Source organism: Micromonospora sp. DT62, from assembly GCF_049847285.1.
GTDB classification, from domain to species: domain Bacteria; phylum Actinomycetota; class Actinomycetes; order Mycobacteriales; family Micromonosporaceae; genus Micromonospora; species Micromonospora reichwaldensis.
This window is the reverse complement of sequence record NZ_JBNCOB010000001.1, coordinates 542486-556757: the sequence shown is the minus strand read 5'-3', so window position 1 is coordinate 556757 and position 14272 is coordinate 542486. Positions and strand designations below refer to the sequence as shown.

Sequence of the window (14272 nt, the reverse complement as noted above, 5' to 3'; positions counted from 1 at the left end):
GGGGTCGGGCTTGAGCGAGGTGCTGGATCCGGCCACCGGGGAGGTCGTGGGGTTCGTGCCCGCCACGTCGGTCGAGGAGGCCGACGCGGCGATCGCGCGGGCGGACGCGGCCTTCGCGCGGTGGCGCGCGGTGGCACCGGGGGAGCGGGCGCGGGTGTTACGGCGGTTCGCGGCGGTGGTCGACGCGCACCTGGAGGAGCTGGCGCGGCTGGAGGTGCGCAACTCTGGGCACACCATCGGCAACGCGCGGTGGGAGGCGGGCAACGTCCGCGACGTCCTCGACTACTACGCGGGCGCGCCCGAGCGGCTGACCGGGCGGCAGATCCCGGTGCCGGGCGGGCTGGACGTGACGTTCCACGAGCCGCTCGGCGTGGTCGGGGTGATCGTGCCGTGGAACTTCCCGATGCCCATCGCCGCCTGGGGCTTCGCGCCGGCGCTCGCGGCCGGCAACACCGTGGTGCTCAAGCCCGCCGAGCTGACCCCGCTGACGGCGCTGCGCCTGGCCGAGCTGGCGCGCGAGGCGGGCGTGCCCGACGACGTGTTCACCGTGCTGCCGGGCGCCGGGTCCGTGGTGGGGGAGCGGTTCGTCACCCATCCCGCCGTCCGCAAGGTCTGCTTCACGGGCTCCACGGAGGTGGGCACCCGGATCATGGCCGGCTGCGCCACGCAGGTGAAGCGGCTGACCCTGGAGCTGGGCGGCAAGAGCGCCAACCTCGTCTTCGCCGACGCCGACCTGGAGCGGGCGGCGGCCACCGCCCCGTACGCCGTCTTCGACAACGCCGGCCAGGACTGCTGCGCCCGGTCGCGGATCCTGGTCCAGCGGCCGGTGTACGACCGGTTCCTGGAGCTGCTCGAACCGGCGGTGCGCGCGCTGCGGGTGGAGGACCCGTCCCGGGACACGGCCGAGATGGGCCCGTTGATCTCCGCCGCCCAGCGGGACCGGGTGGCCGGGTACGTCGACGGGGCGAAGATCGCCTTCACCGGCTCCCGCCCCGACGGCCCCGGCTTCTGGTACGCCCCGACGGTGCTGCTCGCCGGATCGACGGCGGACCGGCACTGGCGCGAGGAGATCTTCGGCCCGGTCGTCTCGGTGCTCCCGTTCGACGACGAGGCCGACGCGATCCGCCTCGCCAACGACACCGAGTACGGCCTCTCCGGCTCGGTCTGGACGCGGGACGTGGGCCGGGCGCTACGCGTGGCGCGGGCCGTGGAGGCGGGCAACCTCAGCGTCAACTCGCACTCCTCGGTGCGCTACTGGACGCCGTTCGGCGGGATGAAGCGTTCCGGGCTGGGCCGCGAGCTGGGCCCCGACGCGCTGCACGCCTTCACCGACGTCAAGAACGTGTTCATCGCAACGGAGGAGTGATCAGGTGCGGGGTCGTCTTGAGGACCGGGTGGCCGTGGTCACCGGAGCGGGCAGCGGGATCGGGCTGGCCACCGTGCGGCGGTTCGCCGCCGAGGGGGCCCGGGTGGTCTGCGTGGACGTCGACGCGGAGGCGGGTGGGCGGGCCGCCGAGGAGGTCGGCGGCGAGTTCGTCGCCACCGACGTCGCCGACGAGGCGGCCGTACGGGACCTCTACGACGGCGTGGCCGAGCGGCACGGACGCATCGACGTGGCGTTCAACAACGCCGGCATCTCCCCGCCGGAGGACGACTCCATCCTGACCACCGGGCTGGACGCCTGGGAACGCGTGCTGCGGGTCAACACCACGAGCGTCTACCTCTGCTGCAAGCACGTCATCCCGCACATGCGCCGGCAGGGCAAGGGCTCGATCATCAACACCGCGTCGTTCGTGGCCCTGATGGGGGCGGCCACCTCGCAGATCGCGTACACGGCGAGCAAGGGCGGGGTGCTGGCGATGACCAGGGAGCTGGGCGTGCAGTTCGCCCGGGAGGGCATCCGGGTCAACGCGCTCTGCCCCGGCCCGGTCGCCACCCCGCTGCTGCTGGAGCTCTTCGCCGCCGACCCGGAGCGGGCCGCCCGCCGGCTGGTGCACGTGCCGATGGGGCGGTTCGGCCAGCCGGAGGAGATCGCCGCCGCGGTGGCGTTCCTGGCCAGCGACGACTCGTCCTTCATGACCGCCGCGCAATTCGTCGTGGACGGCGGCATCACCGGCGCGTACGTCACCCCGCTGTGAGCCGGCCACTGATCGGGATCACCGCGTACGTCGAGCCGGTCGGCTGGGCCGTGTGGCGGGACGTGCCGGCGGTGCTGCTGCCCGAGGCGTACGTCCGGGCGGTCACCGCGGCCGGGGGCCGGGCGGTGGTGCTGCCCCCGGACGACCGCGACGCGGACGTGCTGCGGGTGCTCGACGGGCTGGTCCTGGCCGGCGGCGCGGACGTCGACCCGGCCCGGTACGGCCAGCCGCCGGCGCCGCGCACCGAGAGCCGCCCCGGGCGCGACGCGGGCGAGCTGGCCCTGCTCACCGCGGCGCTCGACACCGACCTGCCGGTGCTCGGGGTCTGCCGGGGGATGCAACTGCTCGCCGTCGCCGCCGGTGGGGCGCTGCACCAGCACCTGCCGGACCTGGTGGGGCACGACCTGCACCGCCCCGCCCCCGGCGTCTACGGCGGGCACGGCGTGCGGTTCGCCCCGGCCAGCCTGGCCGCGACGGTGATGGCCGGGGTGGACCGGGTCAACTCCTACCACCACCAGGCGGTGGCCGACCCGGGCCGGCTGGCGGTGACCGGCTGGTCCGACGACGGGGTGGTCGAGGCGGTCGAGGATCCGCACCGGCCCTTCCTGCTCGGCGTGCAGTGGCACCCGGAGAACGAGCCCGATCCGCGACCGATCGCCGCCCTGGTCCGGGCCGCCCGGGAAGGCCGGGTCGGCCCGGCGCGCCGGTGACACACTCCCCTCCACCGTGGCGGCGGGCGGTTGGGGTGTCGCACATCACAGTCGCCTCCCGGGGTGGCGCCCATCCGAGGCCGTATCGTCCCGTGCACGGGACTGAAATGCTGCGCTGGTCCAGATTCGGGTGACCGGCCGTCCTGTGTGGACCCGGCCCCGCGACGCCGCAGCCGGGGGATGGCGGCCCGGTGCGGCGGACGTGAACAGCGCACGCCGGGCGGTATGCGTTACGTTGCTCGTCCGTCGGGGTACCAAGCGGGGCACGGCCGGTCGGATCACCGGGCCGAGGCGGTGACGGCCGGAGCGGGAGGAACTATGAGCTCGGCCCAGGGGGGCGTGGACGAGGGTTGCCCGTCCGAGGTGGGCCAGGATGTCGATCTTCCCCCGTTGCTGGCTGCCGCCTTCGCCGGCGGGGGCGAGATGGGCGAAATGATGGGCCGCCTCGACTGGTCCGCCCATCCGCTCGGCACCCCGGACCGCTGGCCGCCGGCGCTCTGCTCGGCGGTCGGCCTGATGCTCGCCTCCAGCGCGCAGATCGTCATGTTCTGGGGCGAGGACGAGCTCGCCTTCTACAACGACGCCTACCGCCCCACGATCGGTGGCAAGCACCCGGACGTGCTGGGCCAGCCGGCCCGCGAGCACTGGGCGGAGACCTGGAGCGTGCTCGGGCCGCTGCTGGAGGGCGTCCGGCGGGACAGCCGGTCGTACCGCGCGCAGGACCACCCCTTCCCGCTCGACCGGCGCGGCTTCCTGGAGGAGACGTACTTCGACGTCTCCTACGACCCGATCCTGGCCGCCGACGGCACCGTCGCCGGTGTCTTCTGCATCGTCAGCGAGACCACGGGCCGGGTGGTCGGGGAGCGCCGGCTGCGGCTGCTGGCCGAGCTGGGCACCGACCTGGCCGAGGTGGACAGCAGGCCCGAGCTGGGCCGGGTCGCGGCGGCGGTGCTCGAACGGCACCGGCCGGACGTGCCGTTCTCGCTGGTGTACCTGCCCGACGAGGCCGGGAACCTGGTCCTGACCGGGTGCGGCGGTGTCGACCCACGGGCGGTCGCCACGCCCCCGCCGGCGCGGCTCGCCGAGGTCACCGCCGCCGGCACCGCCGCCACCGTCGCCGTCACGGACCTGCTCACCGAGGCTCCGGCCGACGCGACCGGTGAGGTGCTGGTGCTGCCGGTCACCGCCGGGAACGAGACCGTGGGCGCGCTGGCCGTCGGCGTCGCCCGCCGACAGCCGCTCACCGGCGAGTACCGGGACTTCTTCGACCTGGTCGCCGCGCAGCTCTCCCGGGCCGTCGGGCGGCAGCAGGCGTACGAGCAGGAACGCTCCCGCGCCGCCGAGCTGGCCGCCCTGGACCGGGCCAAGACCCACTTCTTCGCCAACGTCAGCCACGAGTTCCGCACCCCGCTGACCCTGGTGCTCGGCCCGCTGGAGGACCTGCTGGCCGACCCGGCGCTGCCGGAGGCGTACACCGAGCGGCTCGCCACCATGCACCGCAACGCGCTGCGGCTGCTCAAACTGGTCAACACGGTGCTCGACTTCTCCCGGCTGGAGTCCGGGCGGCTGGCCGCCCGCTACCAGCCCACCGACCTCGCCGACTACACCGCCCGCCTGGCCAGCACGTTCCGGTCGGCCACCCAGCGGACCGGGCTGCGCCTGGTCGTGGACTGCCCGCCGCTGCCGGCGCCGGTCTTCGTGGACCGGGACATGTGGGAGAAGGTCGTCCTCAACCTGGTCTCGAACGCGGTGAAGTTCACCTTCGCCGGCGAGATCCGGGTGCGGATCCGCGCCGTCGACGGGGCCGCCCGGCTGGAGGTCACCGACACCGGCGTCGGCATCGTGCCGGAGGAACTGCCGCAGATCTTCGAGCGCTTCCACCGGGTGCCCGGGGTGCGTTCGCGCAGCCACGAGGGCACCGGGATCGGCCTGGCACTGGTCCGCGAGCTGGTCGAGATGCACGGCGGCGAGGTGGCCGTGCGCAGTCGCGTCGACGAGGGCAGCACGTTCACCGTGACCGTGCCGTTCGGCGCCGGGCACCTGCCGGCCGAGCGGGTCGTCGACGCCGGCCCGCCGGCGCAGGTCGAACTGGCGCAGGCCGACCTCTACGTCGCGGAGACGGCGCTCTGGACCGGCGCCGCCGGGCCGGCCGACGGTGCCGGTTCGGCCCGGGGGACCGGCGCCGCCGGCCGGATCCTGGTCGCCGACGACAACGCCGACCTGCGCGAGCACGTCACCCGGCTGCTCTCCCCGTCCTGGGAGGTGGTTGCGGTCACCGACGGCGTGGAGGCGCTGCGGCACGCCGTCGACGGCTCGTTCGACCTGGTGCTGACCGACGTGATGATGCCCCGGCTCGACGGGTTCGGGCTGGTCGCCGCGTTGCGCGCGGATCCGCGTACCCGGCACCTGCCGATCGTGCTGCTCTCCGCCCGGGCCGGCTCCGCCGAGGAGGTCGCCGGGCTCGCGGTCGGCGCCGACGACTACCTCACCAAGCCCTTCTCCGGCCAGGAGCTGACCGCCCGGGTACGGGCCAACGTCGAGCTGGGCCAGCTCCGCGGTCAGATCATCCGGGGGCTGCGGGCCCTGGCCGACGCGGCGGTCGCGGTCAACACCGCCCGCTCCACGGCCGACGTGCTCCAGGTCGCCGCGCGGCACGCCCTGAGCCTCGCCGAGGCCGCCCGGGTGGTGGTCTCGGCCACCGGGATGCGCTTCGAGGCCGACGGCGGCAGGCTGGCCTCGATCGAGCCGTCCTTCGTGCTGCCGCTGACCGGCACCGCCGGCGAGCGGCTCGGCGAGCTGCGGGTCTGGCGTCCGGACGGCGACGGGACCCGCACCGACGAGGCCGCGCTCACCCAGCTCGCCCGGCTGGTCGGCGTGCGGCTGGAGAACGCCCAGCTCTACGAGGCCGAGCACCGCATCGCCACCACGCTCCAGCACAGCCTGCTGCCCCGGTCGCTGCCGCAGCTGCCGGGCGCCCTGGTGGCCAGCCGCTACCTGCCGGGCAGCGCCGACGTGGAGGTCGGCGGGGACTGGTACGACGTCGTCGCGCTCGGCGACGACGAGCTGGTACTGGCGATCGGCGACGTGGTCGGCAAGGGCGTACGGGCAGCCGCCGCGATGGGCCAGCTCCGCAACGCGCTGCGGGCGTACGTCCTGGAGGGCTTCGATCCCGGCGAGTCGCTGACCCGGCTCAACCGGCTCGTCGGCACCAACGAGGGCCGCTCCTTCGCGACGGTGTTCTGCCTGTGGTTCAGCCCTCGTACCGGCCGGATGCGGTACGCCAGCGCCGGTCACCCGTCCCCGCTGCTGATCCATGGAGACGATGTGGCGTTCCTGCACGACCGGGCGCTCGGGCCGCCGGTCGGGGCGATCCCCGACACGGCCTACCGGACGGTCGAGGGGGAGCTGGCCGCCGGGAGCCGGCTGCTGCTCTACACCGACGGGCTGATCGAGGACCGGCAGCTCGGCATCGACGCCGCGCTGGCCACCCTGCGGGAGGACGCGGCCACCCCCGGCGAGCACGTGACCGACCTGATCGACGCCGTGGTGGAGCGGATCGCCGGGCGGCCGTTGCGCGACGACGTCGCGGTGCTCGCCCTGGAGGCGGCGGAACTCAACCGGTTCGCGCTGCGGCTGCCGGCCGATCCCACCCGGCTCAGCGTGTTGCGCAAGCGGCTGGAGGACTTCCTCGTCGCGCACAAGGTCGGCGAGACGGACCTGTTCGACCTGACCGTCGCCGTCTCCGAGGCGGCCGCCAACGCCATCGAGCACCCGGTCGAGCCGGCCGAGCCGACGATCGGCGTCGAGGTGACCATCTCCGACCGGACGGTGGTCGCCACGGTGCGCGACAGCGGCCGGTGGCGGGAGTCGACCGGATCGGGCTTCCGGGGGCGGGGACTGTCCCTCATCGAGGCGCTGGGGGAGCTGTCGGTGCACCGTAGCGCCGAGGGGACCGAGGTGACGCTGCGCCGGCGGCTGGCGGACTGAGCGCGCCCGGCGGTGCTCCGGCGCGCGGCCGGTCGTGCGGCGCGGGGCGGGGCGGGTGCGGGGGATTCAGGCCGGGCGGAGCCAGGCCTGGTCGCTCAGGCCGGAGATGTCCAGCACCCGGTGGACCTGCCGCGACGGCAGCACGGTGAGCACGCCGGGAAGGTGCTGGGCCAGCCGGACCACGGCGTGGATGGCCGCCGAGTCGAAGAAGGTCACCGCCCGCAGGTCGAGCGTCACCCGCTCGGCGGGCTCCCGCAGCGCGGTCTGGAACATGACGTCGGCGGTGGCCATGTCGACCTCGCCGGTGACCAGGACGTGGAGGTGGTCGCCGTCGACCTCCGCGCTGGCGGAGAAGACGGGAGACGCACCGCCCCCTTGATCCACGGAGCCACAATCGCACAGCGGACCGGGCGCGGCAACAACCGCTCCGGGCGGGCGGTGGCGGGGGTCACCACCGGGCGCGGCGATAAACTCGCGTCATGACCGTCCGTGCGCCGCTGACCCCCGGCACGCTCACCCCGTTGCGGCCCGTGCCCGCCCACATCGTCCGCCCGGAGTACGTGGGCAAGAAGCGTCCCCAGGAGTGGCGCGGCTCGCACGTGCAGACCCCGGAGACCATCGAGAAGATGCGGGTCGCCGGTCGGCTCGCGGCGCAGGCCACCCAGCTCGCCGGCGAGCACTGCAAGCCCGGCGTGAGCACCGACGAGATCGACCGGGTCGTGCACGAGTTCCTCTGCGACCACGGCGCCTACCCGTCGACGCTGGGCTACCGGGGCTTCCCGAAGTCCTGCTGCACCAGCCTCAACGAGGTGATCTGCCACGGCATCCCCGACTCCACCGTGCTCGCCGACGGCGACATCATCAACGTCGACGTGACCGCGTACCTCGACGGGGTGCACGGCGACACGGACGCCACCTTCTGCGTGGGCGAGGTCGACGAGGAGGCCCGGCTGCTGGTCGAGCGGACCCACGAGGCGATGATGCGCGGCATCCGCGCGGTCGCCCCGGGCCGCCAGATCAACGTGATCGGCCGGGTCATCGAGTCGTACGCGAAGCGCTTCGGCTACGGCGTCGTGCGCGACTTCACCGGCCACGGGATCGGCGAGGCGTTCCACAGCGGGCTCTACGTGCCGCACTACGACAGCCCCCGCCCCACGGACGTGATGGAGCCGGGGATGACCTTCACCATCGAGCCGATGATCACCCTCGGCACCCACGAGTACGACATGTGGGACGACGGCTGGACCGTGGTGACGAAGGACCGCAGGTGGACGGCCCAGTTCGAGCACACCATCGTGGTGACCGAGGACGGCCACGAGATTCTCACGCTGCCGTGACGGAGACCCCGGCGGCGCTGCGTGAGGCGCACCACGCGGACGTCTCCGGCGGTTGGCTGCGTCCCGCCGTCTTCGGGGCGATGGACGGGCTGGTCACCAACATCGCCCTGATCGCCGGGGTGGCGGGCGGCGGGGTGTCGCCGCGCAGCGTCGTGCTCACCGGCGTGGCCGGCCTGGTGGCCGGCGCCATCTCGATGGGGCTGGGGGAGTACACCAGCGTCCGCTCGGCGAACGAACAGGTCGCGGCCGAGGTCGCCAAGGAGCGTCGCGAGCTGGAGCGGCACCCCGAGGCGGAGGCGCGCGAGCTGGCCGAGGCGTGGATCGCCCGGGGACTGCCGCCCGACCTGGCCATGGAGGTCGCCCAGGCCGTCCGGCGTAACCCGGAGGAGGCGCTGCGGGTGCACGTCCGGGAGGAGCTCGGCGTCGACCCGGACGAGCAGCCCAGCCCCTGGGCCGCCGCGATCTCGTCGTTCCTGTTCTTCTCGGTCGGGGCGCTGGTGCCGCTGCTGACGTACCTGTTCGGCGCGACGAGCCTGTGGCTGGCGCTCGCGGTCGGCGGGCTCGGGCTCTTCGTGGCCGGGGCGGTGGTCGCCCGGTTCACCGCCCGACCCTGGTGGTCCGGCGGTCTGCGTCAGCTCCTGCTCGGCGCGGCGGCGGCCGGCGCCACGTATCTCGTCGGCACCCTCATCGGCGTGCAGGGCGGGCTCGGCTGAGCTTCCCGCGCCGGCCCGCCCGGCGCCCGGCGGGCGCCGTCCGGCGCGGTGTCAGCCGTCGAGAAGGTCGTCGACCGTGCCGTCGACGGGGCGGCCCCGGGCCGCCAGCTCGGCCGCCTGGCGGGCCAGGACGACGCCCACCTCGGTCATGTCCGCGCCCGCCAGTCCCGTCCGACGCACCGCGTCGCCCGGGTCGCGGAAGTAGGTGCGGCTGAGCAGGCCGGCGACCGTGGCCGCCGCCAGCCGCGCCTCGCCGAGCATCAGCAGCGCCTGGTCGGTCTCGTACCACTCGGCCAGCCGGGCGGCCCGGGCGTGCGCCGCGCCGCCCCGGTACCAGGCCCGCCGGGCCGCCGTGCTGAACTCGGCCGGCCGGGCCCGGGCCAGCCGGCCCAGGTGCTCGTCGCGCAGCGTGCGCAGCCAGCCGGTGGGGTCGTGCAGCGCCCGGGTGCTGACGTAGCGGTCGGCGGTCAACGGCCAGAGCGGGGAGATCACCCGGGCCTGGCGCAGGTAGTCGTCGGCGCCGGCCACGGTCAGGTCGACCAGCACGCCGTCGACCCGCCGGGTCGCCGGGGACGGCCCGCCGCCGGGCCGGTACGTCACCACCAGCAGCCCGACCTCGCCGTCCCCGCCGCCGTCGTCGTCGCCGTGGGCGAGCGGGCCGTGCACCGCGACCGCCAGCACGTCGGCCGGGAACCGCCGGCGCACGGCGTCGGCGACCCGCTCGGCCACCGCCCACCGTGGATCGTCGGAGTGGGGTTCGCCGTCGGCGCCGGTCACCGCACCAGCCTATTCGCGGGCGGTCGGCCCGCCCGGCACGCCGCGCCCGGTGGGCACCAGCCGGAAGACGAGGATCTCCCGGCCGCCGGCCCGCTGGGCGTACGCCCGGTAGGCGGGCCACTCGGTGACCAGCAGCGTCCAGAGGCGGTCCCGTTCGGCGCCGGTGGCGACCTCGGCGCGCACCGGGACGCGACGGCCCTTGACGGCCACCTCGGCGGCCGGATCGGCGCGCAGGTTCATCGCCCAGCCGGGCTGGTGGAGCTGGCCGAAGTTGGAGCCGACCACCACGTACGCGTCGCCGTCGGGCACGTAGAGCAGCGGATTGCTGCGCGGCTTGCCGGAGCGGCGGCCGGTGGTCGTGATGACCAGCGACGGGATGAGCCCGAGTGCGACCACCCGCCCCCGGGTGAGCCGCCCCACCATCCGGTCGGCGGGGACGAGCAGGCGGACGGCGGCGCCGAACCAGCGGTGGTGACCGACACGGCGGGTCAGGGCTCCCAGTACGGGCACGGCGACCAGTGTGCCCGCTCCCGGCCCGTCAGTCGAGACGTCGCTCGACCGGCAGTCGGGACCGGGTGAAGAAGCCCGCGCCGAGCATCGCGACCAGCGGCACCACCACCAGGACGCCGAGCGTGGTCCAGGGGACCACCACCGGGTACGGCTCCGCGACCGGCCACAGGCCGGCGTACCGGCGGTTGAGGGCGGTCAGGATGATCGACGCGGAGCCGAGGCCGGCGACGATGCCGAGCGCGGAGCCCAGCACGGCGATGACCCCGGACTGGCAGAGCGAGAGCAGCCGGCGCAGCCCCGGGCCGGCGCCGACCGCCGCGAGGGTGGACAGGTCGGCCCGCCCCTCGGCCGCCGCCAGCCCGGTGGCGATGGCGGCGGCGCCCAGGGTGATCACCCCGGCGGCGGCGGCCAGCAGGAGCAGCAGCGGCCGTCCCGTGCCCTCCTGCGTACCCCGCTCGATCTCCACCTGGGCGCCGAGCGGGCGCACGGCGGCGACGAACCGGCCCTGCCGGTCCTCGTCGGGTACGCCGTCGGCGGTGATCGCCCAGCCGAGCGGGCGGACGGTCAGCCCGAGCCGCTCGGCGGCCGGCCGGGAGAGCAGCAGCCGCTGCGCGCCCAGCCCGGTGGGCAGTGGGTACGCGGCGACGGTGGTGCTGGTCGGGGTGTCGGGCCGGGCCTGCCCGGGGCGGGTCACCCTGACGTCGACCCGCCCGTCGCGCACGTAGCGCGGATCGGTGACCACCGCGCCGCCGGCCCGCAGCACGGCGGTGGCGGCGGCGACGTCGGCGGGGGCGGCGCCGGTCAGCACCGGCAGCGCCGTGCCGTCGTCCACCACCACGTGGAAGTAACCGCCGAGGTGGTCCTCCGGCCCCGTGCAGCGGTCGTCCGCGCGGGCCCGGCGCTGCTGTGCGGGGCTCAGCCCGTCGCCGGGCGTCCACGGGCAGGCGCGCTCGGCCGGCAGCACCGGCGAGACCACGCAGGACTCGGGGTCGGGGCCGCATCCGGGCGCCGCGAGCGGCGCCACGGCCCGCACCCCCAGGTGGGCGCGGGCCGCCTCGGCGACCCGGGGCAGGGCGGGCGGCTCGTTCGGGCCGTGGCTGGTCACCAGCACGGTGCCGGCCGGCAGGGCGGGCCGGTACATCGTGGCCGACCGGGCGTCGTCGCTGGCCAGGTACACGCCGATGGCGACGCTCCCGGCGACGGCCGCCATCACGGCGGAGATCGCCGGGGCGGTGGACGACCGGTTGCGGCTGGCGTCGCGCAGGGCGATCCGGGGCGCCAGCGGCAGCGACCGCCCGAGGCGGGCGAGCAGGCCGACCAGCGTCGGGGTGGCGAAGACCAGCCCCAGCTCGCCGAGGACCAGGCCGGCGAGGATCACCGCCGGCGCCGTCCGGGCCGCCCCGAACGCGGCCACCGCCGCCCCGCCGACGGCCAGCGACACTCCCGCGGTCAGCCAGCGCCGCCGGTGCGCCGGCGGGGTGCGCCGGCCGGCCAGCCCCGCCACCACGTCCTGCCGGGCGGCCGTCCAGGCCGGGGCCAGCGCGGCGAGCACCCCGGCCAGCACCGCGACGGCGGCGATCGCCGCGAGGGCCTCCGGCCAGCAGCGGTACGCGCCGAAGCGCACGCCGAAGAGGTGCTGCTCCACCAGTGGGCGGCCGGCGAACGCGGCGGCGACGCCCAGCGCGACCCCGGCGGCGGCGCCGACGGCACCCAGCACCACGCCGTCGGCCAGCACGATGCGGCGCAGGTGGGCGTCGTCCCCGCCCGCCACGGCGACCAGCGCGAGGTCCCGGCGCCGCCGCCGTACGCCGACCGCGAACGCCGGCCCGACGAGCAGCACCACCTCCAGCAGCCCCAGCCCGCCGACGAGCACCGAGATGCTCATCCCCTCCACGTCCATCGCGGAGCGGCCGTACGGCGCGAACGTGACGGTGTCCGACGCCGGTGCAGGGACCCGGGCGTGCACCAGGACGCCGTGGGCGTTGAGCCGGCGGAACAGCTCCTCGTCGGGGTCGCCGGGCAGGTCGACCAGCCAGCTCGTGCCCGGTTCGGCCTCCATCCGCCCTTCCGACGGGTGCAGCGTCACCACCGGGCCCAGGTCGTCGGGGTACTCGGCCACCCCGACCACCCGCCAGGAGCGGGCGCCGTCGCCGGAGGTGACGGTGCCGCCGATGCGGGTGTCGAGGCGGCGCAGGGCCGCCGGGCTGACCGCGATCTCGTCCGGCCCGGCCGGCGCCCGTCCCGAGTGGAACCGGACCAGCCCCCGCCCGAGCGGGTCGGTGAGGTCCACGGCGCGGCCCGTGAGCGTGTCGTCGATCCGCTCGCCGACCCGGGCGTCGAACGACACCCAGCGGCGCAGCGGGACCACCCGGCTCCCGGCCGGCAGCAGGGCGGCCACCTGCCCGGCGGTGACGGGCCCGGCCGAGGGACCGTCGTCCGGGTCGGTACGCCAGGTCTCGGCCCAGGTGCTCTGCGCGAGGGGGGTCCGCGTCACCCAGTTCAGCTCCGCGTCGGCCGCGCCGAGCTGGCGGTCGGCCCGCTCCACCGGGGTCAGCTCGGACATCCGCCAGCTCACCGCGGTGAAACTCAGCACCAGCACCGGCAGCGTGATCATCGCCAGCACCAGCGCCGTACGCCCACGGGCCCGCCGGGCCTCGCGCCGGGCGATGCGCAGCGCGGCCCACCAGGAGCCGGCCGCCCGGGCGAGTCGGCCGCCCCGGCCGGGGCTCACCGACCGCTGCCGCTCAGCAGCTGCTCCACGCTGCCCAGCGGGGCCGTCGTGTCGACCAGCACCCCGTCGCGCAGGAAGACCACCCGGTCGGCCCAGGCGGCGTGCCGCGCCTCGTGGGTGACCAGCACGGCGGCGGCCCCGGCGTCGACGCGCCGGCGCAGCAGGTGCAGCACCGCCTCGCCGGTCTGCGAGTCCAGCGCGCCGGTCGGCTCGTCGGCGAGCACCAGCCGGCGCTCGCCGACGAGGGCGCGGGCGATGGCCACCCGCTGCTGCTGCCCGCCGGAGAGCTGGTCGGGGAAGCGGTCGCCCAGCTCGGGCAGTCCCACCTCGACCAGCGCGTCCAGCGCGAGGCGGCGGGCCCGGCGTACGCCCGTGCCGTCGAGTTCGAGGGGGAGGGCGACGTTCTCCACGGCGCTGAGGCTGCCGAGCAGGTTGAGGTCCTGGAAGACGTAGCCGATGCGGCGGCGCCGCACCTGGGCCAGCCGCCGCCGGTCCAGGGCGCCGAGCGGCTCGCCCTCCACGTACACCTCGCCCGCGGTCGGGCCGTCCAGCCCGCCGGCCAGGGCGAGCAGGGTCGACTTCCCGGAGCCGGACGGTCCCATCACGGCGACGAGTTCCCCCGCGCGCACGGTGAGGCTCACCCCGCGCAGCGCGTGCACGGCCGCCGCGCCGGCGCCGTGGGTGCGGTGCACGTCACGCACGTCCAGCACCGGTGTGGTCGGGCTCCCGTCCGCGGGCCGGTTCCCCGTGCTCACCGTCGCGCCTCCTCGTCCGCCCGGTCCACCGCCTCGGCAGGCGTCGTCGGGATGCGGCCGGGCTCCGCCGGACGGTAGCGCACCAGGCTGCTCTCGCAGTGGTCCAGCCAGCGCACCTCGGCCTCGGCCTGGAAGACCATGGCGTCCAGCACCAGCCGCCACGGCAGGTCCTCGGGGCGGTCGCTGGCGTACTTCAACCGGGTCAACTCCTGCAACGTCCGCATGGTCGCGCTGCGCTGGGTCTGCACCACCGACCGGACGTCCACCCCGGGGGTGGTCAGCGCGAGGGCGAGCTTGATCGCCAGCTCGTCCCGGGGCCGGTCGGTCCGGCTGATCGGAGTGGCGAACCACAGGGCCAGGTCCGTCCGCCCGGCGTCGGTGATCTCGTACGGGCGCTGCCCCGTCTCGCTCTCGGGCAGCGACCGGACCAGCCCGTCCCGCTCCAGCCGGGACAGGGTGGTGTAGACCTGCCCGATGTTCAGCGGCCAGGTCGAACCGGTCGACTCCTCGAACGCGGCGCGCAGCTGGTAGCCGTACATCTGGCCGCGTTCGAGCAGGGCGAGCAGCCCGTGACGGATGGACATGGCAACGGAGTATGCATACCTGGTATGCGA

General features: G+C 75.6%; 12 protein-coding genes. 6 read left to right on the top strand and 6 right to left on the bottom strand.

The window, feature by feature from the left end:
- Positions 1-10: 10 nt before the first annotated feature.
- From ACPXCB_RS02495 to ACPXCB_RS02480, 4 genes are all read left to right on the top strand, one after another.
- Positions 11-1366 (top strand): aldehyde dehydrogenase family protein, encoded by a 1356-nt coding sequence (locus ACPXCB_RS02495; protein WP_425871775.1) that lies wholly within the window; start codon positions 11-13, stop codon positions 1364-1366.
- A gap of 4 nt (positions 1367-1370) precedes the next feature.
- Positions 1371-2138, top strand: a complete 768-nt coding sequence (locus ACPXCB_RS02490; RefSeq protein ID WP_425871772.1) for a 3-oxoacyl-ACP reductase — start codon at positions 1371-1373, stop codon at positions 2136-2138.
- Positions 2135-2848: a gamma-glutamyl-gamma-aminobutyrate hydrolase family protein gene (locus ACPXCB_RS02485; protein ID WP_425871769.1), complete on the top strand. Its 714-nt coding sequence runs from the start codon at positions 2135-2137 to the stop codon at positions 2846-2848. Before ACPXCB_RS02490 ends, ACPXCB_RS02485 begins: the two co-directional genes overlap by 4 nt.
- Before the next feature lie 318 nt (positions 2849-3166).
- Positions 3167-6835: a SpoIIE family protein phosphatase gene (locus tag ACPXCB_RS02480; RefSeq protein WP_425871766.1), complete on the top strand. Its 3669-nt coding sequence runs from the start codon at positions 3167-3169 to the stop codon at positions 6833-6835.
- Positions 6836-6901: 66 nt separating this feature from the next.
- On the opposite strand, the gene ACPXCB_RS02475 is transcribed toward ACPXCB_RS02480, so the two are convergent.
- The gene (locus ACPXCB_RS02475; protein WP_425871763.1) at positions 6902-7219 is read right to left on the bottom strand and encodes an STAS domain-containing protein; all 318 of its coding nucleotides are present in this window, start codon (positions 7217-7219) and stop codon (positions 6902-6904) included.
- 95 nt (positions 7220-7314) lie between these two features.
- On the opposite strand from ACPXCB_RS02475, the gene map reads away from it, so the two are divergent.
- Together map and ACPXCB_RS02465 are read left to right on the top strand one after the other, a co-directional pair.
- Positions 7315-8172, top strand: a complete 858-nt coding sequence (gene map / locus ACPXCB_RS02470) for a type I methionyl aminopeptidase (protein ID WP_132232796.1) — start codon at positions 7315-7317, stop codon at positions 8170-8172.
- Positions 8169-8885, top strand: coding sequence for a VIT1/CCC1 transporter family protein (locus ACPXCB_RS02465; RefSeq protein ID WP_425871760.1), 717 nt, complete (start codon positions 8169-8171; stop codon positions 8883-8885). The genes map and ACPXCB_RS02465 overlap by 4 nt, the downstream gene beginning before the upstream one ends.
- A 51-nt stretch (positions 8886-8936) precedes the next feature.
- On the opposite strand, the gene ACPXCB_RS02460 is transcribed toward ACPXCB_RS02465, so the two are convergent.
- The 5 genes from ACPXCB_RS02460 to ACPXCB_RS02440 are packed head-to-tail and all read right to left on the bottom strand — an operon-like array spanning position 8937 to position 14242.
- A complete protein-coding gene (locus tag ACPXCB_RS02460; protein ID WP_425871758.1) occupies positions 8937-9662 on the bottom strand; it encodes a nucleotidyltransferase domain-containing protein in 726 nt (241 codons plus the stop codon).
- Positions 9663-9671: 9 nt separating this feature from the next.
- A complete protein-coding gene (locus ACPXCB_RS02455; protein WP_425871755.1) occupies positions 9672-10172 on the bottom strand; it encodes a nitroreductase/quinone reductase family protein in 501 nt (166 codons plus the stop codon).
- Between the two features lie 28 nt (positions 10173-10200).
- Positions 10201-12903 carry an FtsX-like permease family protein gene (locus tag ACPXCB_RS02450; RefSeq protein WP_425871752.1) on the bottom strand — a complete coding sequence of 901 codons (2703 nt, stop codon included), beginning with the start codon at positions 12901-12903 and terminating at the stop codon, positions 10201-10203.
- On the bottom strand, positions 12900-13658 hold the full coding sequence (locus ACPXCB_RS02445) for an ABC transporter ATP-binding protein (protein WP_425871749.1): 759 nt from the start codon (positions 13656-13658) through the stop codon (positions 12900-12902). Before ACPXCB_RS02445 ends, ACPXCB_RS02450 begins: the two co-directional genes overlap by 4 nt.
- Complete coding sequence (locus tag ACPXCB_RS02440) at positions 13655-14242, bottom strand: PadR family transcriptional regulator (protein ID WP_425871746.1); 588 nt, start codon at positions 14240-14242, stop codon at positions 13655-13657. The genes ACPXCB_RS02445 and ACPXCB_RS02440 overlap by 4 nt, the downstream gene beginning before the upstream one ends.
- Positions 14243-14272 lie beyond the last annotated feature (30 nt).